At 74.4% G+C, this 20,006-nt stretch carries 21 protein-coding genes; 11 read left to right on the plus strand and 10 right to left on the minus strand.

Going from position 1 to position 20,006, the window contains the following annotated elements; all coding sequences use genetic code 11:
* The first annotated feature begins 16 nt into the window (after positions 1–16).
* The 4 genes from lipB (at position 17) to IE98_RS0115050 (ending at position 3,131) form a co-directional block, all read left to right on the plus strand.
* A complete protein-coding gene (gene lipB / locus IE98_RS0115035; protein ID WP_030269101.1) occupies positions 17–787 on the plus strand; it encodes a lipoyl(octanoyl) transferase LipB in 771 nt (256 codons plus the stop codon).
* A gap of 121 nt (positions 788–908) precedes the next feature.
* Positions 909–1,862, plus strand: coding sequence for a lipoyl synthase (locus IE98_RS0115040; protein WP_030269103.1), 954 nt, complete (start codon positions 909–911; stop codon positions 1,860–1,862).
* Positions 1,863–2,105: 243 nt separating this feature from the next.
* On the plus strand, positions 2,106–2,306 hold the full coding sequence (locus IE98_RS0115045; protein ID WP_324605773.1) for a hypothetical protein: 201 nt from the start codon (positions 2,106–2,108) through the stop codon (positions 2,304–2,306).
* Between the two features lie 135 nt (positions 2,307–2,441).
* The gene (locus tag IE98_RS0115050) at positions 2,442–3,131 is read left to right on the plus strand and encodes a DUF4191 domain-containing protein (protein ID WP_030269107.1); all 690 of its coding nucleotides are present in this window, start codon (positions 2,442–2,444) and stop codon (positions 3,129–3,131) included.
* 114 nt (positions 3,132–3,245) lie between these two features.
* Here the strand turns inward: IE98_RS0115050 and IE98_RS0115055 are convergent, their stop codons facing one another.
* Positions 3,246–3,713, minus strand: coding sequence for an RDD family protein (locus IE98_RS0115055; RefSeq protein ID WP_030269109.1), 468 nt, complete (start codon positions 3,711–3,713; stop codon positions 3,246–3,248).
* A 230-nt stretch (positions 3,714–3,943) separates the two neighbouring features.
* On the opposite strand from IE98_RS0115055, the gene glnA reads away from it, so the two are divergent.
* The gene (gene glnA / locus IE98_RS0115060) at positions 3,944–5,359 is read left to right on the plus strand and encodes a type I glutamate--ammonia ligase (RefSeq protein WP_030269111.1); all 1,416 of its coding nucleotides are present in this window, start codon (positions 3,944–3,946) and stop codon (positions 5,357–5,359) included.
* 87 nt (positions 5,360–5,446) lie between these two features.
* Here the strand turns inward: glnA and IE98_RS47905 are convergent, their stop codons facing one another.
* The 5 genes from IE98_RS47905 to IE98_RS50810 form a co-directional block, all read right to left on the minus strand.
* Positions 5,447–5,803 (minus strand): DUF5955 family protein, encoded by a 357-nt coding sequence (locus tag IE98_RS47905; protein ID WP_030269112.1) that lies wholly within the window; start codon positions 5,801–5,803, stop codon positions 5,447–5,449.
* A 65-nt stretch (positions 5,804–5,868) separates the two neighbouring features.
* Complete coding sequence (locus IE98_RS0115070; RefSeq protein WP_234443546.1) at positions 5,869–7,707, minus strand: hypothetical protein; 1,839 nt, start codon at positions 7,705–7,707, stop codon at positions 5,869–5,871.
* 160 nt (positions 7,708–7,867) lie between these two features.
* Complete coding sequence (locus tag IE98_RS42465; RefSeq protein ID WP_234443547.1) at positions 7,868–8,707, minus strand: hypothetical protein; 840 nt, start codon at positions 8,705–8,707, stop codon at positions 7,868–7,870.
* A 97-nt stretch (positions 8,708–8,804) separates the two neighbouring features.
* A complete protein-coding gene (gene murQ / locus IE98_RS0115080) occupies positions 8,805–9,737 on the minus strand; it encodes an N-acetylmuramic acid 6-phosphate etherase (protein ID WP_030269117.1) in 933 nt (310 codons plus the stop codon).
* Positions 9,734–9,997: a DUF6011 domain-containing protein gene (locus IE98_RS50810; RefSeq protein WP_043174232.1), complete on the minus strand. Its 264-nt coding sequence runs from the start codon at positions 9,995–9,997 to the stop codon at positions 9,734–9,736. The genes murQ and IE98_RS50810 overlap by 4 nt, the downstream gene beginning before the upstream one ends.
* Positions 9,998–10,058: 61 nt before the next feature.
* Here IE98_RS50810 and IE98_RS0115090 point away from each other — a divergent pair, with 61 nt between their 5' ends.
* Positions 10,059–10,673, plus strand: coding sequence for an exonuclease (locus IE98_RS0115090; protein ID WP_030269119.1), 615 nt, complete (start codon positions 10,059–10,061; stop codon positions 10,671–10,673).
* 1 nt (position 10,674) lies between these two features.
* Here IE98_RS0115090 and IE98_RS0115095 read toward each other — a convergent pair whose 3' ends face one another.
* The gene (locus IE98_RS0115095) at positions 10,675–11,892 is read right to left on the minus strand and encodes a cytochrome P450 (protein ID WP_030269121.1); all 1,218 of its coding nucleotides are present in this window, start codon (positions 11,890–11,892) and stop codon (positions 10,675–10,677) included.
* Positions 11,893–12,072: 180 nt separating this feature from the next.
* Here IE98_RS0115095 and IE98_RS0115100 point away from each other — a divergent pair, with 180 nt between their 5' ends.
* Positions 12,073–12,432, plus strand: a complete 360-nt coding sequence (locus tag IE98_RS0115100; RefSeq protein WP_030269123.1) for an ArsC/Spx/MgsR family protein — start codon at positions 12,073–12,075, stop codon at positions 12,430–12,432.
* 64 nt (positions 12,433–12,496) lie between these two features.
* Here IE98_RS0115100 and IE98_RS0115105 read toward each other — a convergent pair whose 3' ends face one another.
* On the minus strand, positions 12,497–12,967 hold the full coding sequence (locus tag IE98_RS0115105) for a pyridoxamine 5'-phosphate oxidase family protein (RefSeq protein ID WP_030269125.1): 471 nt from the start codon (positions 12,965–12,967) through the stop codon (positions 12,497–12,499).
* Between the two features lie 39 nt (positions 12,968–13,006).
* Here IE98_RS0115105 and IE98_RS0115110 point away from each other — a divergent pair, with 39 nt between their 5' ends.
* Positions 13,007–13,552 carry a DUF1697 domain-containing protein gene (locus IE98_RS0115110; RefSeq protein ID WP_030269127.1) on the plus strand — a complete coding sequence of 182 codons (546 nt, stop codon included), beginning with the start codon at positions 13,007–13,009 and terminating at the stop codon, positions 13,550–13,552.
* Between the two features lie 65 nt (positions 13,553–13,617).
* On the opposite strand, the gene IE98_RS0115115 is transcribed toward IE98_RS0115110, so the two are convergent.
* Together IE98_RS0115115 and IE98_RS0115120 are read right to left on the minus strand one after the other, a co-directional pair.
* On the minus strand, positions 13,618–15,909 hold the full coding sequence (locus IE98_RS0115115) for a terpene synthase family protein (protein WP_078661042.1): 2,292 nt from the start codon (positions 15,907–15,909) through the stop codon (positions 13,618–13,620).
* A 226-nt stretch (positions 15,910–16,135) separates the two neighbouring features.
* The gene (locus tag IE98_RS0115120; RefSeq protein ID WP_030269130.1) at positions 16,136–17,104 is read right to left on the minus strand and encodes a DUF1152 domain-containing protein; all 969 of its coding nucleotides are present in this window, start codon (positions 17,102–17,104) and stop codon (positions 16,136–16,138) included.
* A gap of 138 nt (positions 17,105–17,242) precedes the next feature.
* Here IE98_RS0115120 and IE98_RS0115125 point away from each other — a divergent pair, with 138 nt between their 5' ends.
* The 3 genes from IE98_RS0115125 to IE98_RS0115135 all read left to right on the plus strand — a co-directional run bounded on the left by IE98_RS0115125 (position 17,243) and on the right by IE98_RS0115135 (position 19,992).
* On the plus strand, positions 17,243–18,646 hold the full coding sequence (locus IE98_RS0115125; protein WP_052390538.1) for an MBL fold metallo-hydrolase: 1,404 nt from the start codon (positions 17,243–17,245) through the stop codon (positions 18,644–18,646).
* Between the two features lie 171 nt (positions 18,647–18,817).
* Positions 18,818–19,255, plus strand: coding sequence for a rhodanese-like domain-containing protein (locus IE98_RS0115130; protein WP_078661031.1), 438 nt, complete (start codon positions 18,818–18,820; stop codon positions 19,253–19,255).
* A complete protein-coding gene (locus IE98_RS0115135; protein WP_030269136.1) occupies positions 19,252–19,992 on the plus strand; it encodes a sulfite exporter TauE/SafE family protein in 741 nt (246 codons plus the stop codon). The genes IE98_RS0115130 and IE98_RS0115135 overlap by 4 nt, the downstream gene beginning before the upstream one ends.
* Positions 19,993–20,006: the final 14 nt, after the last annotated feature.

Here is a 20,006-nt window from a genome sequence, read left to right on the forward strand (position 1 = left end):
CGTACGGTTCGTGACGATGGGGATCGGCGAGGGCGCCGTCCCCTACCCGGAGGCCTGGGAGGAACAGCAGCGGCTGCACGCGCTGCGCGTCGCGGACGAGATCCCGGACACCGTGCTGCTGCTGGAGCACCCGCCGGTGTTCACGGCGGGCAAGCGCACCAACCCGGAGGACTTCCCGCTGGACGGCACCCCGGTGGTGCAGGTGAACCGGGGCGGCGAGATCACCTGGCACGGGCCGGGGCAGCTGGTGGGCTACCCGATCGTGAAGCTGCCGGACCCGGTCGACGTGGTGGCGTACGTGCGCCGGCTGGAGGAGGCGCTGATCCGCGCCTGCGCCGAGGTCGGGGTCGCGACCTCGCGGGTGGAGGGCCGCAGCGGGGTGTGGGTGCTCGGCGAGGACCTCCCGGACGCGGTGGTGGATCCGTCGCAGGTGGTGGAGATCGGCAAGCTGACGCTGCGGATGGGGCTGCCGCTGGGGATCGACCCGCGGCTGGCCGGTCCGGAGTACGCGCCGTCGAACGCGGGCCAGCGGGGCGACGACCGGAAGCTGGCGGCGATCGGCGTCCGGGTGGCGCGCGGCGTGACCATGCACGGGTTCGCACTGAACTGCGACCCCGACATGACCTGGTTCGACCGGATCGTGCCGTGCGGGATCCGGGACGCGGGCGTGGGCTCGCTGGCCGGCGAGCTGGGCCGGCCGTTCGGCGTGGCGGATGCCCTGCCGGTGGTGCGCAAGCACCTGGCCGAGGTCTTCGCGGAGCTGCCGGAGCCCGCGCCCGCCCGCTGAGGGCGGGAATCTACCGGTCAGTAGCCATGTTGCCCTGCGATTGAGGGGCATCAGGCCCGGTACAGGCGATGAAAGTACAGGCGTACCCTGGGGGTACCCCGTCTAGTTCTAGGAGTTGCACGTGTCCGCTGTCGCGCCCGACGGCAGGAAGCTTCTCCGCCTGGAGGTCCGCAACAGCGAGACCCCCATCGAGCGGAAGCCCGAGTGGATCAAGACCCGGGCGAAGATGGGCCCGGAGTACAACGCCCTCCATTCGCTGGTGAAGAAGGAGGGGCTGCACACGGTCTGCCAGGAGGCCGGCTGCCCCAACATCTTCGAGTGCTGGGAGGACCGCGAGGCCACCTTCCTCATCGGCGGTGACCAGTGCACCCGCCGCTGCGACTTCTGCCAGATCGACACCGGCAAGCCCGCCGAGTTCGACCGGGACGAGCCGCGCCGGGTCGCCGAGTCCATCGTCACGATGGACCTGAACTACGCAACCATCACCGGTGTCGCCCGCGACGACCTGGAGGACGGCGGCTCCTGGCTGTACGCCGAGACCGTCCGCCAGGTGCACGCGATGACCGCCGGCCGCGAGGCCGGCCGCACCGGTGTGGAGCTGCTGATCCCGGACTTCAACGCCGTCCCGGAGCAGCTCGCCGAGGTCTTCTCGTCCCGCCCCGAGGTGCTGGCGCACAACGTGGAGACGGTGCCGCGGATCTTCAAGCGGATCCGCCCGGCCTTCCGCTACGAGCGCTCGCTGGACGTCATCACGCAGGCCCGCGCGGCCGGCCTGGTCACCAAGTCCAACCTGATCCTCGGCATGGGCGAGACCCGCGAGGAGGTCAGCCAGGCGCTGGCCGACCTGGTCGGGGCCGGCTGCGAGCTGATCACCATCACCCAGTACCTGCGCCCCTCGCTGCGCCACCACCCGGTGGAGCGCTGGGTGAAGCCGCAGGAGTTCGTGGAGCTGCAGGAGGAGGCCGAGGAGCTCGGCTTCGCCGGCGTGATGTCGGGTCCGCTGGTGCGGTCCTCGTACCGCGCGGGCCGGCTGTACCGGCAGGCGCTGGAGCACCGCGAGCGCGCGGCGGTCTGAGGACGGCCCCGGGCGCCCCGGAGGGGCTCCTCGCGCGGGCCGCGCGAGGGTCGTACCGGAAGCTCGGGAGGGCGGCGGGCAGTGGCCTGCCGCCCTCCGGCGTACCTGCGGCGCGGCCGCCTTGCGGTCGTGCGGCTTTCATGCGACTTTGACCGGCAGGTCACCGATCGGTAACACCTGCGGGCGACCCTGGACGTGTCAGTCGCCCGCCGGTCCTGAGGGGAGCTGTTGAGCATGGGGGCAGTGAGCGGAGTGCAGCGCGGCCTGCTGCCGGCGCGGATGCCGTCGGTGGGCGGGGCCCTGCGCTATGCCGAGAGCGTGCTGCTGGCCGGCGGCCAGCGGCAGGCCCGCCGCAACGCCTGGGCCGCGGTCTGCGAGAACCGCCGGCACGCCGCCGAGCGGGACGACGCGGACGCGGCGCCCGGTCCGCGCCGCCTTTCCTGAGCCGTACCGGGCCGTCCTCCGGGGGCCGTCGACCGCTCCCCGCACGGGCGCGGACGGGTCCGTCCGGGCGGGGTCGGGGCCGGAGGGGGCCCCGCCCTTGGATAACCCGCCCCCCCGGCACGTACCATGAGGCCTATGGCGAGGGAAACATCCGAGAACCCCGGGCGGCTGCAGCAGATCCGCACGGCGTACACCATGACCAAGAAGGTCGACACCAAGATCGGCCTGATCATCGCCGCAGTCGGCCTCATCACCTTCGGCGTGTTCCTCGCCATCGGCTTCGCGATCGGGCACCCCGTTTACCTGGGCATCCTCGGCTTCGTCGTGGGCTTCCTGGCGGTGGCGGTGGTCTTCGGACGCCGGGCCGAGCGGGCCGCCTTCGGGCAGATGGAGGGCCAGCCGGGCGCGGTCGCTGCGGTGCTGAACAACATCCGGCGCGGCTGGAGCGCCAACCCGACCCCGGTCGCGGTCACCCGCAGCCAGGACGCGGTCTACCGCGCGGTCGGCCGTCCCGGCATCGCACTGATCGGCGAGGGCAACCCGAACCGGGTGCGTCCGCTGCTGGCCGCCGAGAAGAAGAAGATGGCCAAGGTCGTCGGCGACGTCCCCGTGCACGACATCATGGTCGGCAACGGCGAGGGCGAGATCCCGCTGAAGAAGCTGCAGATCCACCTGATGCGGCTGCCGCGCGCGATCACCCCGGCCCAGGTCACCGAGACCAACGACCGGCTGCGCGCGCTGGGCGACCTGCTCTCCCGCGCGCCGATCCCCAAGGGCCCGATGCCGAAGGGCGCCCGGATGCCCAAGGGCGGCCAGGTCCGCTGAGCCCCCCACCCCGACCGACACCACGGCCCCGCCGCGAATCCTCGCGGCGGGGCCGTTCGACGTTCCGGGGCCGTTCGACGTTCCGTGGGCCCGGCCCGCGCGGGGCGCCGGGTGTCAGATGCGGACCTCGACGGTGCCGACGGCCTTGTCGTGCAGGCCGCGGGTGTCGCGGTCCCAGATCGCGGCGGGCACGATCAGGCAGAGCAGCAGGGTGCGCAGTAGCACCTGTGGGATCGAGGCGCGGGTGCCGTCCAGCCGGACGACGCGCAGGCCGAAGAGCCGCTTGCCGATGGTGGTGCCGCTGGTGGCGAGCAGGACGACGGTGACGACGTAGAAGAGCGGGGTCGTCCACAGGTTGGCGCCGGCCTGGTCCCCGCGGGAGAGCAGGCCGAAGGCGACGAGGCTGCAGAGCCAGCCGTCGACGAACAGGGCGCCGAGGCGCCGGCCGGGGCCGACCACGGAGCCCGGGCCCTCCTTCGGCAGACCGAGGCGCTCGCCGCGGTGGCCGAAGTCGGCGCCCATCTTCTCGGCGGCGGCCTTCGGCCCGTCCAGCCACGATCCCAACGCATCTCTGGTGTCCACGAAATCCACAGTATCCGGGCTTCACGTGCGATCTTCCGGGGCCTCCCCCGACACGCACGGCACCGCCGGGCGGCCCGGACCGGCCGATGCCTGGTTTGGGCGTTTTGCACGGCCCCGTATGACTTTGCCCACACTCGGGGCGCTGCTGGTTAACATGCAGAGGACGGGGAAATCACCCACCGGAAACGGCCGGCTCCTACCGTGGGCCGCACCGCAGCTGAGGAGGATGGATGTTCACCAACGCCGACGAGGTCAGGCAGTACATCACGGACAACGACATCAAGTTCGTCGATGTCCGGTTCTGCGACCTGCCGGGCGTCATGCAGCACTTCTCAGTGCCTGCCTCGACCTTCGACCCGTCCGAGATCCTCATGTTCGACGGTTCCTCGATCCGGGGCTTCCAGGCCATCCACGAGTCCGACATGGCACTCGTCCCCGACCTGGCGACGGCCCGGCTGGATCCGTTCCGCTCCGAGAAGCACCTCAACATCAACTTCTTCATCCAGGACCCGATCACGGGCGAGGCCTACAGCCGCGACCCGCGCAACGTCGCCAGGAAGGCCGAGGCCTACCTCGCCTCCTCCGGCATCGCCGACACCGCGTACTTCGGCCCGGAGGCCGAGTTCTACGTGTTCGACGAGGTCCGCTTCGAGACCAGTGCGAACGCCTCGTACTACCACATCGACTCGATCGCCGGCGCCTGGAACACCGGCCGGATCGAGGAGGGCGGCAACCGCGGCTACAAGGTGAAGTACAAGGGCGGCTACTTCCCCGTGCCGCCGGTGGACCACTTCGCCGACCTGCGCGCCGAGATGTCGCTGGAGCTCGCCGCCGCCGGCCTGCAGGTCGAGCGGCAGCACCACGAGGTCGGCACGGCCGGCCAGGCGGAGATCAACTACAAGTTCAACACCCTGCTGCACGCCGCCGACGACCTGATGCTGTTCAAGTACATCATCAAGAACGTCGCGTGGCGGAACGGCAAGACCGCCACCTTCATGCCGAAGCCGATCTTCGGCGACAACGGCTCCGGCATGCACGTCCACCAGTCGCTGTGGACCGAGGGCTCGCCGCTCTTCTACGACGAGCAGGGCTACGCCGGCCTCTCCGACACCGCGCGGTACTACATCGGCGGCCTGCTGCGGCACGCGCCGTCCCTGCTGGCCTTCACCAACCCCTCGGTGAACTCCTACCACCGCCTGGTGCCGGGCTTCGAGGCGCCGGTCAACCTGGTCTACTCGCAGCGCAACCGCTCCGCGGCGATCCGCATCCCGATCACCGGGTCGAACGCCAAGGCCAAGCGCATCGAGTTCCGCGCGCCCGACCCGGCCTCCAACCCGTACCTGGCCTTCGCCGCCATGCTGATGGCCGGCCTGGACGGCATCAAGAACAAGATCGAGCCGCTGGAGCCGGTCGACAAGGACCTCTACGAGCTGGCCCCCGACGAGCACGCCGCGGTGCCGCAGGTCCCCGCCTCGCTCGGCGCCGTCCTCGACGCGCTGGAGGCCGACCACGAGTACCTGCTCGCGGGCGGGGTGTTCACCCCCGACCTGATCGAGACCTGGATCGACTTCAAGCGCACCAACGAGATCGCCCCGATCGCCCTGCGGCCGCACCCGCACGAGTTCGAGCTCTACTTCGACCTGTAGGACGGCCGACGGAGGCCCCGGCCCGGGAGAGCGCGAGCCTCCCGGGCCGGGGCCTCCGTGCGTCCCGTGCGCCGCGGAACGGCGGGGTCAGAAGAGCGGCGCGGCCGCGGCGGTGAGCGCCGCGACGGCCGCGGCCAGCCCGGTCGCCGAGGCCAGCAGCCCGGTCACGGTGGCGACCGCCCTGCGCAGCCGGGTCCCGTCCGGTGCCGCGCCCGGGGCCGGGGCGGCGGAGGCCACCTCGTCCAGGGCCTCCTCGGCCAGCTGCGCCTCCTGCTCCGACAGCCCGTCCGGCCGCGCCCCGGCGAAGGCCCGCAACTCCGCGCGCAGCGCCTCGACCGCCTCCAGGAGGCGCCTCGCACCGGGCGACTCGGCGGCCGCCTCCCCGGCGGCCCCCTGGTGGTACACGGCGTGGCTGCCGGAACCGCTCTGGACGATGCCGGTCACCGGTCCGCGATGTGGATGCCTCCGCCCGATCCGGATGTCGTCATGCTCCGGTCCTCCCTCTCGGTTCAGTTCTTGCGCGTGCCCAGGTGGGTGGCGGGCGTCGTCACCTGCCGGAACTCCGCCCTCGACCCCTCGCCGGTCTGGATGGTGCCGGTGACCGCGCCGTTCACCTGCACACCGTTGTTGATCACTACCGTCCGCAGGCTGTCGTACTGGTCGGTCAGGTAGCCGTGCTCCCGGAGGGCGCCGTGGACGGCCGTCAGCGTCCGGGTGCTGATGCTCTTCAGGAAGCGCTGGACGTCCATCTCCTGGAAGAGCTGCTGGTACTCGGACTCCGCGCCGAGCTCCCGCACCGAGCAGGCCGGGGCGTGGTCGACCAGGCGGTTCTCGTGGCACATCCAGCGGTACCAGGCCTCCGTACCGGCCCTGCGCCAGGAACTGCGCAGCGCCCGGCCGAGGTCGGGGACGGCCCGACCGGTCAGGACGAAGGCGGACACGGTGGAACGGAGGGCCAGGGCCGTCCAGGTGACGAGGTCGTTGGGCGCCGACGCGGTGTCGATCGCGTGGTAGGCGCGGGCGATCGGCGGCAGCAGGAACGCGCGGGCCTCCAGGAAGAGCAGCCCGCCCTGGAGCTGGACCCGGGTGAAGACGGTCAGCGCCACCTCGTCGTTCCAGCCGGTCACCCGGACGGCGAGGTAGTGCCTCAGCCGCTCCTCGGCCGCCAGGTCCAGGCTGTCGACCCACCAGGTGTCGGGGACGTCCGCGGCACCGCGGCCGGCCCGCGCCGCGGCCTCCCGCGCGGCGTAGGGCGCCATCACGGCGAAGGCCGATCCGGGGCCGGTGCCGCTCCAGTCGGTGGCGGGACCGAGCCGGCGGCCGTTCTTGAAGACGTGGTCGATCACGCGGAGGGTGTGCATCCGGTCCCCGGGGTACCCGGGGGTGCCGGTCTCCGCCAGGCGCTGGAGTTCGCGGCGGAGGTGCGCGTGGACCGCCAGCACGGTCAGCGCGGGCGCGGCCTCCTTCGAGAGGTCCGGCGTCCCGTCCGGCAGGTGCGCCGCGTCGTCCGGGACGAGCTCGACGGCGAAGGACCAGTGGTCCAGCTCGACGCCGGCCCCGACGAACGGCGCGAAGTCGCTGTACACGACCTCCGGGTCCGCCTGCTTGCGGCGCAGCTCGGCGCAGAGCGCCGCGTCCCGGTCCGGCTCGACGGGTGCGCGCCCGGTGCCCAGCAGGTGCAGTCGGCGCAGCGTGCGGTGGCGGTCGACGGCGGCCACCACCATCCAGCCGACGACCACGAGCAGGGCCGCCCAGAGCGGCGCCGCCGAGGCGGCACCGGAGTCGCAGCCGTACCCGCCCGACGAGTAGTAGCCGCAGTCCCGTTCGAGGGACTCGGCGAACGACAGGTCGAGCAGGGCGAAGACCGCGCCGGAGACGGTCACGGCGAGGTAGACCAGGGTGACGATCCACCAGAGTCCGGTGATCAGACGCACGATGCCGCGCACGCCCGGCCCCGCCAGGCGGACGGCCCAGCGCTCCAGGTAGCGGGAGGCGGCACCGGCCAGGAAGAGGTACCAGCGGGCGGTGAGGGTGAGGACGAGGGGCAGCAGGGCGCCGGCGAGGTGGATCGGCATCGCCGCGAGGGGCAGGAGGAGCATCACCGCGCCGCGCTGCAGCTCCCACCGCCGTGCCGCGAAGCACTCGTTGAGCACCGCCACCAGGTCGATGCCGAAGGAGGGCGGCGGGATCCGGTGCGGGTTCTCGGCGAGCTCCTCGATGACGGCGTGCCGGAAGCCGCGGTCGAGGTGGGCCGCCGCGCGGAGGTAGGCCGTGGCGTCGCTCTGCGGGTGTCCGGCCTGGGCCCGGATCAGTTGGTCGAGCGCGCCCTGCCCCGGCGGCGGCGTCACCGGCGGGGGCGTCACCGGCGGGGGTCCGGGCGGTGCGTCCGTCTCGACGGTCGCATCCGTGTTGGGCGGCGTGTCCGACCGGGGCGGTGGAAGGGGGCCTGGCGGGGAAGTCACGGAAGTCGGGAGCCTTTCTCGGCGCCGGTCGCCCGGCGGCCCGTGGTCACAACTGGTCGGCGGAGCGCGCCGGCAGGCCGTTGGCGGCGGCGATGGTCGCCCATCCCTCGGCGAACGCCGCCTTGGCGCGGCCGGCCTGGCCGCTCTCCGCCACGGCGCGGTCGTAGTCGGCACCGCGGGCCACGTCCGCTGCGGTGGTGCAGCCCTCGGCGGTGCGGGCCCAGGCGGCGAACGAGCGGTCCGCCTCGGCCGAGTGCTGCCAGGCCGTGCGGAGATCGGCCGCGGCGCGCGGGCCGCCGTCGATCAAGTCGAGGTCGAGCGAGGCCAGCCGGGAGACGAGCGCGTCGCGGCGGTCACCCGCCGCGGCCAGGACGGTGACGGCGGCCGTCACCGACCGGCACTCCGCGACCTGGTTCACGGCCTCGGTGACCTGCCGGCGGTCGGCCGTACTGTCGCCGAGCAGGGCGTCCAGGGCGGCGGCCTGCCGTGCGGCCGCACCGCTGTCGGTCACGGCGAGCCCGGGTCCGGCTCCGGGACCGTCGCCGTCGCTGTCGCCGGGGCCGGTCGACCACGCCGTGCCGGCCGTCGTCTCGGGGGCGGTCGGTGCGGACGGTGCAGCGGCGCCCTCGGCAGCCCCGTCCGTCGACCGGTGCGCAAGCACCCCGATCAGGACACAGGCGACCACGCCGAACGCGGCGGCCAGGGCGATCCGCTGCCGGTGCGGGCCGGTCGGCCGGGGCGTCGCCGGAGCGGTCGTCCCCGGAGCGGTCGGCACCGCCCCGGGGACGGGGACCCCGTCCCTCCACCCGCCCTGTCCGCCGCGTGCGGTCGGGTCCCAGTGCATCGGAGGTGCGGTACCGGCGCGCTCGTCATGGCCTGTGTTCATCGTCCCCCTCGACGGCCTTTCCGGGCAGGCCGCCCAGTATGGCACGAAGGCCGGACACGATCCTTTCAATTCCTTTGGCAGTAAGAGGATGTGATCATCAGTCAGCGCGGTCGGCGCCGGCGGCGTCCAGGGCCTCGCGGAGGCGGCCGCCGTGGGCGGTGAGCAGGCGGGTGGCGTCGGCGGGGGCAAGGCCGGTGAGCAGGGCGAGGACCGCGGGCTTCACCTCGCCGCCGGCGGCGTCCAGGGCGCGGTCGGCCGCCTCGGGGGCGGCGCCGGTGGCGAGGGCGACGATCCGGCGGCAGCGGGCCCGGAGCTTCTCGTTGGTGGCCCGCAGGTCGACCATCAGGTTCCCGTAGGTGCGGCCGAGCCGGACCATGGTGATCGTCGAGACCATGTTGAGCACCAGCTTCTGCGCGGTGCCGGCCTTGAGCCGGGTCGAGCCTGTGAGCACCTCCGGGCCGACCACCACCTCGATCGGGTGCTCGGCCGCGGCGCCCAGCTCGGAACCGGCGGTGCAGGCCAGGCCGACGGTCAGGGCGCCGCGGGCCCGGGCGTACTCGACGGCGGCCACCGCGTACGGCGTCCGTCCGGAGGCGGAGACCCCGATCACCGCGTCCTCCGCGGTCAGGCCGATCCCGTCCAGGTCCGCGACGGCCAGCACGCGGCTGTCCTCGGCGCCCTCCACGGCGTTCAGCACCGCCTCCGGGCCGCCCGCGATCAGGCCGACGACCAGCCCGGGGGCGGTGCCGAAGGTGGGCGGGCACTCGGCGGCGTCCAGCACCCCGATCCGCCCGGCCGTCCCGGCCCCGGCGTAGACCAGCCGCCCGCCGCGGGCGAGCCGCTCGGCGATCGCGTCCACCGCCGCGGCGATCTCCGGCAGTCGGCGGCCGACCGCCTCGGGCACCGTACGGTCCTCCCCGTTCATCAGGGCGGCGATCTCCAACGTGGGCAGTCGGTCGAGACCGGCCAGTTCGGGGCGGTGCGCCTCGGTCGCCAGGGTGTCCAGCCGGGCGCGGAGGTCCTCCGTCACGGCGCACCGCCTTCCGTGGTCGTGGGGGTCGCCGTGGGCGCGGCCGGTGTCGGGGCCGGTGTCGGGGCCGGCGAGGCCAGGCCCGGGAGGGTCTCCTGGTCGCCCTCGACGACCCGCACCGGCTCCTGCGGGCCGCGGCACTCGCGGCCGAGGCGCAGCATCCGGGAGAGCGGGTCGTGCAGCGGGCGGCCGCAGCGCCGGCACCGGACGCGCTCCGGCAGCCGCGGCGGGACGGGCGGGATCAGGGCGGGCTGGGACATGCGCCGATTCTCGCGGTAATCCGGTCGCCGCGGCACCGCCCGGCCCGGAAGAATCCCCCGCATGTCCGCCGCACGCCGCACCACCCCGACCGTGTACATCTCCGTCGACGTCGAGGCCGACGGCCCGATCCCGGGCCCGTACTCGATGCTCTCCTTCGGTGCCGCCGTCGCCGGGCACCACGACGCGGACGGCTTCCGGCGGGCCGGGCGGCAGGCCGCCGGCTTCTACCGGGAGCTGCGGCCGGTCTCCGAGCGCTTCGACCCGCAGGCACTGGCCGTCTCCGGGCTGGACCGGGCTGCGCTGCTGACCGGCGGCACCCCGCCCGCGGCGGCGATGACAGCGTTCTGCTCCTGGGTGGAGCAGGTCCGCGCCGGGCCCGGCGGGCAGCGGTACCGGCCGGTCATGGTCGGCTACCCGGCGCCGTACGACTGGCTGTTCCTGTACTGGTACCTGATGGAGTTCGCCGGGCGCAGCCCGTTCGGGCACTCCGGGTGCCTGGACGTGAAGACGCTGTACGCGGCCCGGGCGGGGGTGCCGTTCGCCGGGATCGGCAAGCGGTCGATGCCGGCCTCGCTGCTGCCGGACCTGCCGCACACCCACCACGCGCTGGACGACGCCCGCGAGCAGGCGGAGCTGTTCGCCAACCTGATGGAGTGGGCCGGGCCGCAGGCGTGAGTCAGGCCGTTCGGACGGGCAGGGTGCGGTAACCGCGCAGGACCAGGCGGTCCCGCCGTTCGGCGGGCCCGGCCGGGGCGAGCGCGGGGAACCTCGCGAACAGGGCGGGCAGGGCCGTCCGGGCCTCCAAGCGGGCGAGCTGGGCGCCGAGGCAGTAGTGCGGGCCGCCGCCGAAGCTCAGCGGGTGGCTGTCCCGGCGGGTGGGGTCGAAGCGCGCGGGCTGCTCGTAGCGGGCGGGATCCCGGTTGGCCGCGCCGAGCAGCAGGAAGATGCCCGTGCCGACCGGGGCGGGGACGCCCCCGACGTCCAGGCCCTCGGCGAGGGCGATCCGGGAGGTCAGCTGGACGGGCGAGTCGTGGCGCAGCACCTCCTCGGTGAGGCCGTCCGGGGTGACGGTGCCGGCGCGCAGCCCGGCGGCGGCCTCGGGGTGGTCGAAGAGCAGGGCGACGGCGTTGCCGAGCAGGTTGGTCGTCGTCTCGAAGCCGGCGACCAGCAGCAGCACCAGGTTGGCGAGCAGCTCGTGGCCGGTGAGCCGCTCGGGCTGCTCCGCGGCGACCTGCACGAGTGCGCTGACCAGGTCGTCCTGCGGGTGGGCGCGGCGCGCGGCGGCCAGCCGGGTGAAGTAGTCGGACAGCTCCTCGGCGGCCTCGTCGGCGGCGGCGAGCTCGCTGTCGTCGATCAGCAGCTCCAGGGCGGCGGTGAGGTCGGAGGCGAGGCCGCGGAACCGGTGGCGGTCCTCCTCCGGAACGCCGAGCAGCTCGCAGACGACGCCGACCGGAAGGCGGAAGGCGAAGTCCTCCATGAAGTCGACCGGTCTGCCGTCGGCGCCCCGCGCGGCCATCCCGTCGAGCAGGCGGTGGACGGCGGCGGTGACGGCCGGCTCCAGGGCGGCGACCCGGCGGGCGGTGAAGACCGAGGCGATCGGCGCGCGCATCCGGCCGTGGTCCGGCGGGTTGCGCTCCAGGATCGAGCGGCTCAGCAGGACCTTCGCCGGGTGGTCGGCGAAGCCCGGCTCGAACGCCTCGCGCTGCGCCGGGTCGGGCATGCCGAAGGCGGGGTTGCGCAGCACCTGGTCGCAGGCGCGGTGGCCGACGGTCATCAGCATCCCGGGGCCGCAGGGCGCGACCGGGCCGAGGCCGTGCGCCTGCTCGTACAGCGGGTACGGATCGGCCCGCCCGTCGGGGCCCACCAACTGCTCGATGATCGCTTCGCCGTCCATTCCGCGGCTCCCCTCTCGCTCGTCGGGGATACAACCTCCGGGTGCGGGGCGGGAGTTCCCGGGCGGGTGCGGGATCACCCGCGGGAGTGAGCGGGCCGGGGCCGGGGGCGGCCGGAGTGGCGGTGTCGGCGCGGGTACCGCGTCCCGGGGGCGGCGGACCGCCCTCGCTAGGCTGGCGGCATGGAAATCTGGATCAACCCGCGCTGCAGCAAGTGCCGCAGCGCCGTCGAGGACCTGGACGCGGCGGGCGTCGAGTACACCGTGCGGCGTTACCTGGAGGAGCCGCCGACCTCGGCGGAGCTGACGGACGTGCTGGCGCGGCTGAACCTGGAGCCGTGGGACATCACCCGGCTCGACGAGGCCGTGGCCGAGGAGCTGGGCATGCGCGAGTGGCCGCGCGAGGAGGCGGACCGCAGCCGCTGGATCGCGGCGCTGGCCGGGCAGCCGATCCTGATCCAGCGCCCGATCATCACGGCGGACGACGGGCACGCGGTGGTGGCCCGTACGCCGGAGGCCGTCCGCTCGGTGCTCCCCGAGTAGCGCGCCCGCGGGGCACCGGTCCAGGGGGCTCGGCGCCCCGAGCGGCTGCGGCCGGTACGGCGGTTCAGGTCCGTTCGAAGCGGCGGACGCCCTCGCCGCGCCGCCAGGAGTGGATCACCAGCCGGTCGTCCGCGACGGTGGTGAGCACGACCTCCTCGGGCTCCAGCCGGAAGGCGTGGAAGGCGCCGGGCGGTGCCTCGGGGAGGTCGCCCTCGTAAGCGGCGAGCTCGGCCGGGTCGGTGATCTCGACGGCGGTGCCGGAGACCTTGGCGTCGCCGTCGGCCATCGATCCGTCGCCGGGGTTGCTGTGCAGCGCGAAGCGGCCGTCCCGGCGCAGGTCGAGGGCCTTCACCGCGCCGTACATGGAGCCGACGGTCAGGTCGGCGCCGACGAACCGGACCTCGGTGCCGCTGACCCGGGGCCCGCCGCCGCGCCGCAGGGTGGCCAGCACGTGGTGCTTGTTCGCCTCGAACCGGGCCCGCACCAGCGGGGCGAGATCCGGCGCTTCGTACTCGAAGTCCTGCCAGGTCGTCATGGTCCCCAGTCTGGCAGCGGGCACTGCCAGACTGGCGGTATGACGCAGACGTACATCGCCTTCCTCCGTGCGGTCAACGTGGGTGGGCGCACGGTCACCATGCAGCGGCTCCGCGAACTCTTCGAGGAGTTGGGCCTGGCCCGGGTGCGGACGTACATCCAGAGCGGGAACGTCTTCTTCGAGGCGGACGGGGCCGACCGGGCGGCGCTCACCGCGCGGATCGAGGAGCACCTGGAGCAGGCGCTCGGCTATCCGGTGCCGACGGTGCTGTGCACGCTCGACGAGCTGGAGGCGATCGTCGCGGCCGATCCGTTCGCCGGGATCGAGGTGACGCCGGAGCTGCGGCTGTGCGTGCTGTTCCTGTCCGAGCCGCTGCCGGCGGAGCTCGCCCCGCCGGCCGCCTCCCCCAAGGGCGACTGGGAGCTGGTGGGTGCGGTGCCGAACGCCGCCTTCGTCGTCCTCCACCTGCGGAACGGCCGGCTGGGCGGCAACCCGGCCGCGCTGTTCGGCAAGGCGTACGCCGGGACGGCGACCTCGCGCTTCTTCCACACCACCGTCAAGATCCTGGCTGCGGCGAAGAAGTGAGGTGACCCCGGGGGCGCGCGGGACCCGTGCGTCCCACGGGTACTCGCGCGCCGCAGGGGAACGCCTCAGTGGACGGCGGCGACCGCCGGGGCGGGCAGCCGGGTGCCCGTGGTGCCGAGGCCCGTCGGCCCCAGCGGCACCGGGACGGGCGACGGCGGCACCGGCTCGGCGGCGGACACCTCCGCCGGCGGGCGGAGGCCGGTCGGCGGCTGCGGGAGTGCCGGGCGGTGGTGGCGGGCGAGGTCCTCGTCCGCGTAGCGGTGGCACTCCCGGTGCCAGGTGAGCACGGCGGCCATCCAGTCCCGCAGCTCGGCCACGTAGCCGTCGAGCACCGCGCGGGCGGCCGCGTCCAGCTCGAAGTCCTCGTAGAGCTGCGGCAGTTCGTGGTCGGCGACGTGCTGGAACTGGCTCAGCCGGGACTTCATGAGGTCGTGCACGATGCCGAGCGCGGTCGGCCGGTCGCAGTCGAAGAAGTTCTCGGTGACCAGCACCAGGTTGTGCACCTCGCCCGCGTACTCGACCTCCTTCCGGTACGAGAAGACGTCGTTGACGAGCATCGCGTAGTCGGCCGCGGAGTTCTCCAGGGCCTGCAGCGAGGCGTGCCGGTGCACCTCGTCGGGGACGGTGCGGCCGTGGCCGAGGCGGGCGAGGCTCATGGTGAGGTCGGCGCCGAAGGTGAGGCGGCGCATCTCCAGGTAGTCGACCGGGTCCGGGATGCGGTTCTGCGCCTGGTTGAGCATCTCCCAGAGCCAGGAGTCGAGCATCTTCTCGACCGCGGCGCGGAAGCGGCGGCGGGATCCGTCGTCCATCGGCCCGGCGGTGCGGGCCCACAGGTCGGCGAGGGCGCGCTCCAGACCGTCGGCCGGGACGACGGCGGCCGGTCCGTCCAGCGTCATGAGGGCGGACAGCCGCTCGTTGCGCAGCCGGGCGCCGGCGAGGTCGCGGGCCGCGCCGTGCACGGCCGGGTAGAGGTCGTCCGCGTAGGTGCCCCAGGTGAGCCAGCCGGCGGCCAGGTCGAGCTGGTCGGGGGCGGCGTCCGGGGCGATGCCGGCGGCGCAGAGGGCGAAGTCGAAGTCGACCAGCTTCTCCTCCGTCCAGACGCCGGGGACGGGGTCGATCAGTTGCACCTGCCGGACCCAGTCGACCAGGCGCTGCCGGGCGCCGTCCAGGTGCGGGTTGAGCCGGGTCGGGAACGGCATCTCGAACGCGGGCGGCGGCGAGGCGCCGACCGGGCGGAACGGGGTGTGGCCGAAGCTGCGGGCGCGGGCCGGGTCGGCCAGGCCGCGCAGCGACTTGAGCAGGTCGGCGGCCTGGGTGCCGACCCCGGTCGGGCCGGGAAGGTCGGGGGTGCGCTCGGCGATCGCGCCGCCGCCGTTCATGTAGCGGCTGGAGCGCATGTGCCACTCGTGGCCGCCGGACTGCCAGTCCTGCAGGCCCTTGACGTACTTCATGACGTCGGCGGCCTGGCCCGCGTCGAGGCCGTGCTCGGCGAAGAGCAGCGGGAGTTCGGCGAAGACGGTGTTCTCGAACTGGTGCAGCCGGGAGGTGAGCAGGTCGTTGACCCGCTCGGCGGCCTCCTGGGTGGGGCAGCCGAGGAAGGTCTCCAGCACCAGGACGCCGTTGGAGAGCTCGCCCTCGTCCTCGACCTCGCGCTGGTAGGAGAAGAGGTCGTTGCGCAGGTGGACGCCGTCGGAGAAGGCGTCGCGCAGCACCCGCATCGGTCGGGAGGCGGCGATCCCGGCGGGGACCTCGGCGCCCACGGCGTGTTCGACCAGGCCGGCGGACCACGGCGCGCCGCCGACCTTGCGGCGCATCTCGATGTACTCGACCGGGTTGGAGATCCGGCCGGCGTTGATGTTGGAGAGCTCCCACATGGACTCGTACAGCAGGTGCTCGGTGGATTCGCGGAAGCGCTCGCGCCAGGCGGTGGACATGGTGGGCACGGTGCGCAGCCACAGGTCGGCGAGGCCGGCCTCGACCGGGTTGGTGGGCGCGGGCACGCCGTCGGGGAGGTCCATCGGCATGAAGGCGGGCAGCCGGTCGAGGTAGGCCTTGCCGCCCTTGCGGTCCTGGGTGCGCTTGAACAGCTCCAGGAAGTGGTCGTCGAAGAAGAAGACCCAGACGTACCAGTCGGTGACGAGGGCGAGTTCCTCGGCGGAGCAGTCGGGGTGGGTGTAGGCGCAGAGCAGCGCGTAGTCGTGCGCGTCGAGGTCGCGTTCCTCCCAGACTCCCGAGCCTTCCAGCATCCCCATACCGCGGGCCCACCGCTTGGTGTGGGCGCGGGCGTGGTCGAGGTGGGGGTTGAGCGTCGCCGGGTGCGGGACGTAGAACTCCGGGAGCTCGAAGGGTTGTGGCACTGCCGGGTCGCCTTTCCTGGGCCGTCCGGCGGTCCGGACGGGTTCGTCCGGGCCGGCGGTCATGATCGCGGCGGAGTCTGCCCGAGCGACGGCGGCGACACACCGTCGGCGGAGCGGGCGCGGAGGCACCCGGACCGGCCGCGCGCCGGGCGCGAACTCCTGCACACCCAGCGCGCGGCGGCCGGTTCACTCCTCTTCGGCGGGCGGCAGCCGGGACCCGCTCCGGTCAGTGCGGGAAAACCCGAGGTGGGCGCTGTGCGGGCAATCCGTCGCGGAACTCCTCGACCGCCGAACTGATCTGCCGCATCAGAACGGTCCGTTCGATCCGGTCGAGGTACAGGTGCCGGGCGGCGAGCGCCTCCACCGTGACGCCGAACCAGAGCGTCATCAGCGGGTTGACGAACAGTTCGCCGCCCTTCGTCCGCGCGGTGAACCGGACGTCGCCGAACTCGCCGCGCAGCGCGGCCGCCACCGAGCCGTGCACGATGCTGGGGTGCTCGGGGAAGGCGGCCCGGGCGTGCTCGACCGCGTCCAGGTAGAGCGCGCCCTCGCGGCTCTCCCGCGGCAGAGAGAACGCCCCCAGGTAGCCGCCGGCGCGGTCGAGCGCGGCGAGGTTCTCCAGCACCAGCGTGTGATTGACCCCGTGGTACGCGTCGACGCCGAAGCCGAGGCAGGCCACCAGCCGGGTCGGGAGGTGCGGGAGGCCGGCGACGGCGGCGAGGCTGGCCATGTCCTCCTCGGGCGTGCCGAGCCCGGCCTCGTCGCCGCGCATCAGGATGTCCGTCCCGCCGTCCACCAGCAGCACCGCGTCGGTGCCGAGGTGGTCGGTCAGCGCCCGGTAGGCCGCGCGCAGCGGCTGCACGCCGACCGACGCGAAGGCGAAGACGGTGTCCGGCATGCCGTGCAGCCGCAGCCAGCGGGCCAGGGTGCGCTCCGGGAAGTACTGCTCGGCGCTGCGGGTGTCCGGCCGGATCTCGGCGACGTCCGGCGCGAGCCACACCTCGGTGTCCAGGCCGTACAGGTGGCTGAAGGAGAGGTTGGCCAGGTGCACCTCCTTGCCGGCGGCGCGCAGGGCGAGGGCGATCGGCAGGCCGGCGTAGACGTCGAAGCCGCCGCCGGCCCCGGCGACCAGGATCCGGTCGGCGGCCATCAGGCGGGTGAGCAGCGGCGGTTCGAAGAGTGCGGGGGCGGTCATCCGGCGGAGGTTACCGGCGCATTCCCGTCCGGGGGTGTGAGTTTTGCCCCGATCCCGCCCCGGATACCCCCGGGGGTACCCCTGTTAGGGTGGAGAACAGATACCCCCGGGGGTACCTTGGAACGGGAAGGGACGGCGATGTTCTTCATCGACACCGTGGAGCTCACAGGCCTCGGCAACCGCAGCTACCTGGCCGGCGGCGCGACCGCCGCCGTGGCCGTCGACCCGCCGCGCGACGTCGACCGGCTGGTCGCCACGGCGGCGCGGCACGGCGTGCGGATCGCGCTGGTGGTCGAGACCCACGTGCACAACGACTACGTCACCGGCGGCCTGGAACTCGCCCGCCTCACCGGCGCCCGCTACCTGGTGCCCGCGGGCGCCCGGGTCGCCTTCGACCGGGTGCCGGTCGAGGACGGCGACGTGCACCCGGTGGACGCCGGACTCGCGCTGCGGGCCGTCGCGACGCCGGGGCACACCCCGCACCACACCGCCTACGTGCTGGAGGAGGACGGCCGGCCGGTCGCCGCCTTCACCGGCGGATCGCTGCTGATCGGCACCGTCGGCCGCCCCGACCTGGTCGAGCCGCGGCTCACCGAGCAGCTGGCCCGCGCCCAGCACGCCTCGGCGCACCGGCTGGCGGAGGCCCTCCCCGACACCACCGCGGTGCTGCCCACCCACGGCTTCGGCAGCTTCTGCGCCGCCGGCCGGGCGGACGGCGCCTCCACCGGGTCGACCATCGGCGTCGAGCGCACCCGCAACGACGCCCTGGTGAAGGACGTCGACACCTTCGTCGCCGACCTGCTGGCCGGCCTGGACGACATCCCCGCCTACTACGCGCACATGGGCCCGGCCAACGCGGCCGGCCCGGCGCCGGTCGACCTGACCCCGCCGCGGCAGGCGGACGCCGCCGAACTCGCCGCCCGGCTGGCCGCCGGCGAGTGGGTGGTCGACCTGCGCAGCCGGGTCGCCTTCGCCGAGGGGCACCTGGCCGGCTCGTTCAACATCGAGGGCACCGGCAGCCTCGCCACCTACCTGGCCTGGCTGATCCCCTGGGGCAAGCCGGTGACCCTGCTCGCCGCGACGGCCGAGGAGATCGCCGCCGCCCAGCGCGAGCTGGTCCGGGTCGGGATCGACCGGCCCGCCGCCGCGGCCACCGGCGGCCCCGACGCCTGGACGCTCGCGGGCGATCGGCCGCGCTCCTTCCGCCGGGCCGACTTCGCGGACCTCGCGACCGCCCTCGCCGCCCCGTCGGCGAACGGCGGCCGACCGGTGGTGCTGGACGTCCGCCGGGCCTCCGAACGGGCCGGCGGCGCAATCACCGGCTCGGCGCACATCCCCGTGCACCTGCTGCCCGGCCGGATCGGCGAGGTGCCGCCCGGGCCGGTGTGGGTGCACTGCGCCGGCGGCATGAGAGCGGCTGTCGCCGCCTCGCTGCTGGACGCCGCAGGGCGCGAGGTGGTGGCCGTCGACGACTCCTTCGACGGAGCCGTCCGCGCCGGGCTGACCGCCGACCCGCAGCAGGGCGGCGACGCACCGGCCTGACCGCCGCCCGGGCCCCGAACCGGCCCCGATCCCGGCCCCGGCACCGCCGGGCGCCCACCGACACCACCGGCAGCACCCGTCCCCCTCGGTCCGGGGGAGCACACGTGCGGCACCGCACACCCGCGGCCCGGCCCGTCCCGTCACCCCGTCACCGACCGCCGAGGAGGCGCCATGTCCACCTGGTCCACCTGGTCCGCCTGGTCCACCTGGTCTTCCGGGTCCCCCGGGTCCACGCAGTCCCCCCGCACCACGGTCCCCGGCCGGCTCGCACCCACCGAGGCGTACCGGCTCACCGCCACCGGCGCAGCCGTCCTGCTGGACGTCCGCGAGGCGGCGGAGCGGCTGGACGAACGGCCGCCCGGCTCGCTGCACCTGCCGCTCTCGGCCCTGGAGTCGGGGGGCGGGCTGCCCGCGGAGGCGGCCGGGCGGCCGGTGGTGGTGGTCTGCCGGTCCGGACGCCGCTCGCTGCGGGCGGTGGAACTGCTCGCCCATCGCGGGGTGTCGGCGGTGGACGTGGTCGGCGGACTGCTCGCCTGGGCCGAGGCCGGGCTGCCGCTGACCGGCGGTCCCGGCGCGGACGGCGACGGCTGTCCGGGCGGGGCGGCGTGATCGCGCTGGCCGCGGCGCTGGCCGCGGGCGCGGTGGTCGGTCTGGCGCTGGGTGCCCTGGGCGGCGGCGGCAGCGTGCTGGCGGTGCCGGCCCTGATCTACCTGCTGGGCCTCGCCCCGGCGCAGGCCACCACGGCGAGTCTGCTGATCGTCACGGTGACCTCGGTGAGTGCACTGGTCGGGCACGCCCGCGAGGGCCACGTCCGCTGGCGGACGGGCGCGCTGTTCGCGGCGGCCGGCCTGGTGCCCGCCGCGGTGGCCGGCCTGCTGTCGGCCCGGGTGCCGCAGCCGGTGCTGACCGGGGCGTTCGCGCTGGTCGCGGGCGCGGCCGCGGTGCGGATGCTGCGGCCGGGCGCACCGGGCCGGTGCGAGCCGTCCGCGCCCCGGGCGGCCGGCGCCGGTGCCGGGCTCGGGGCGCTGACCGGACTGCTGGGCGTGGGCGGCGGCTTCCTGGCCGTGCCGACCCTGGTCGGTGTGCTCGCCTTCGAGATGCGGGCCGCGGTCGGCACCAGCCTGCTGGTGATATCCGCCAACTCGATGGCCTCGCTCGCCGGTCGGGCGGGCACGGCCGGCGGGCTGGACTGGGCGGTGGTGGCGCCGTTCGCGGGCGCCGCACTGCTGGCCGCGCGCGACGGCCGGCGGCTGGCCCACCGCCTGTCGGGGCCGGTGCTGCAGCGGACCTTCGCCGTGCTGCTGCTCGCGGTGGCCGCGTTCATGCTGGTGGACGCCGTGACCTGAGCCCCCCGGCCGGT

Source organism: Streptomyces sp. NRRL B-24484 (genome assembly GCF_000717715.1).
GTDB lineage: Bacteria > Actinomycetota > Actinomycetes > Streptomycetales > Streptomycetaceae > Kitasatospora.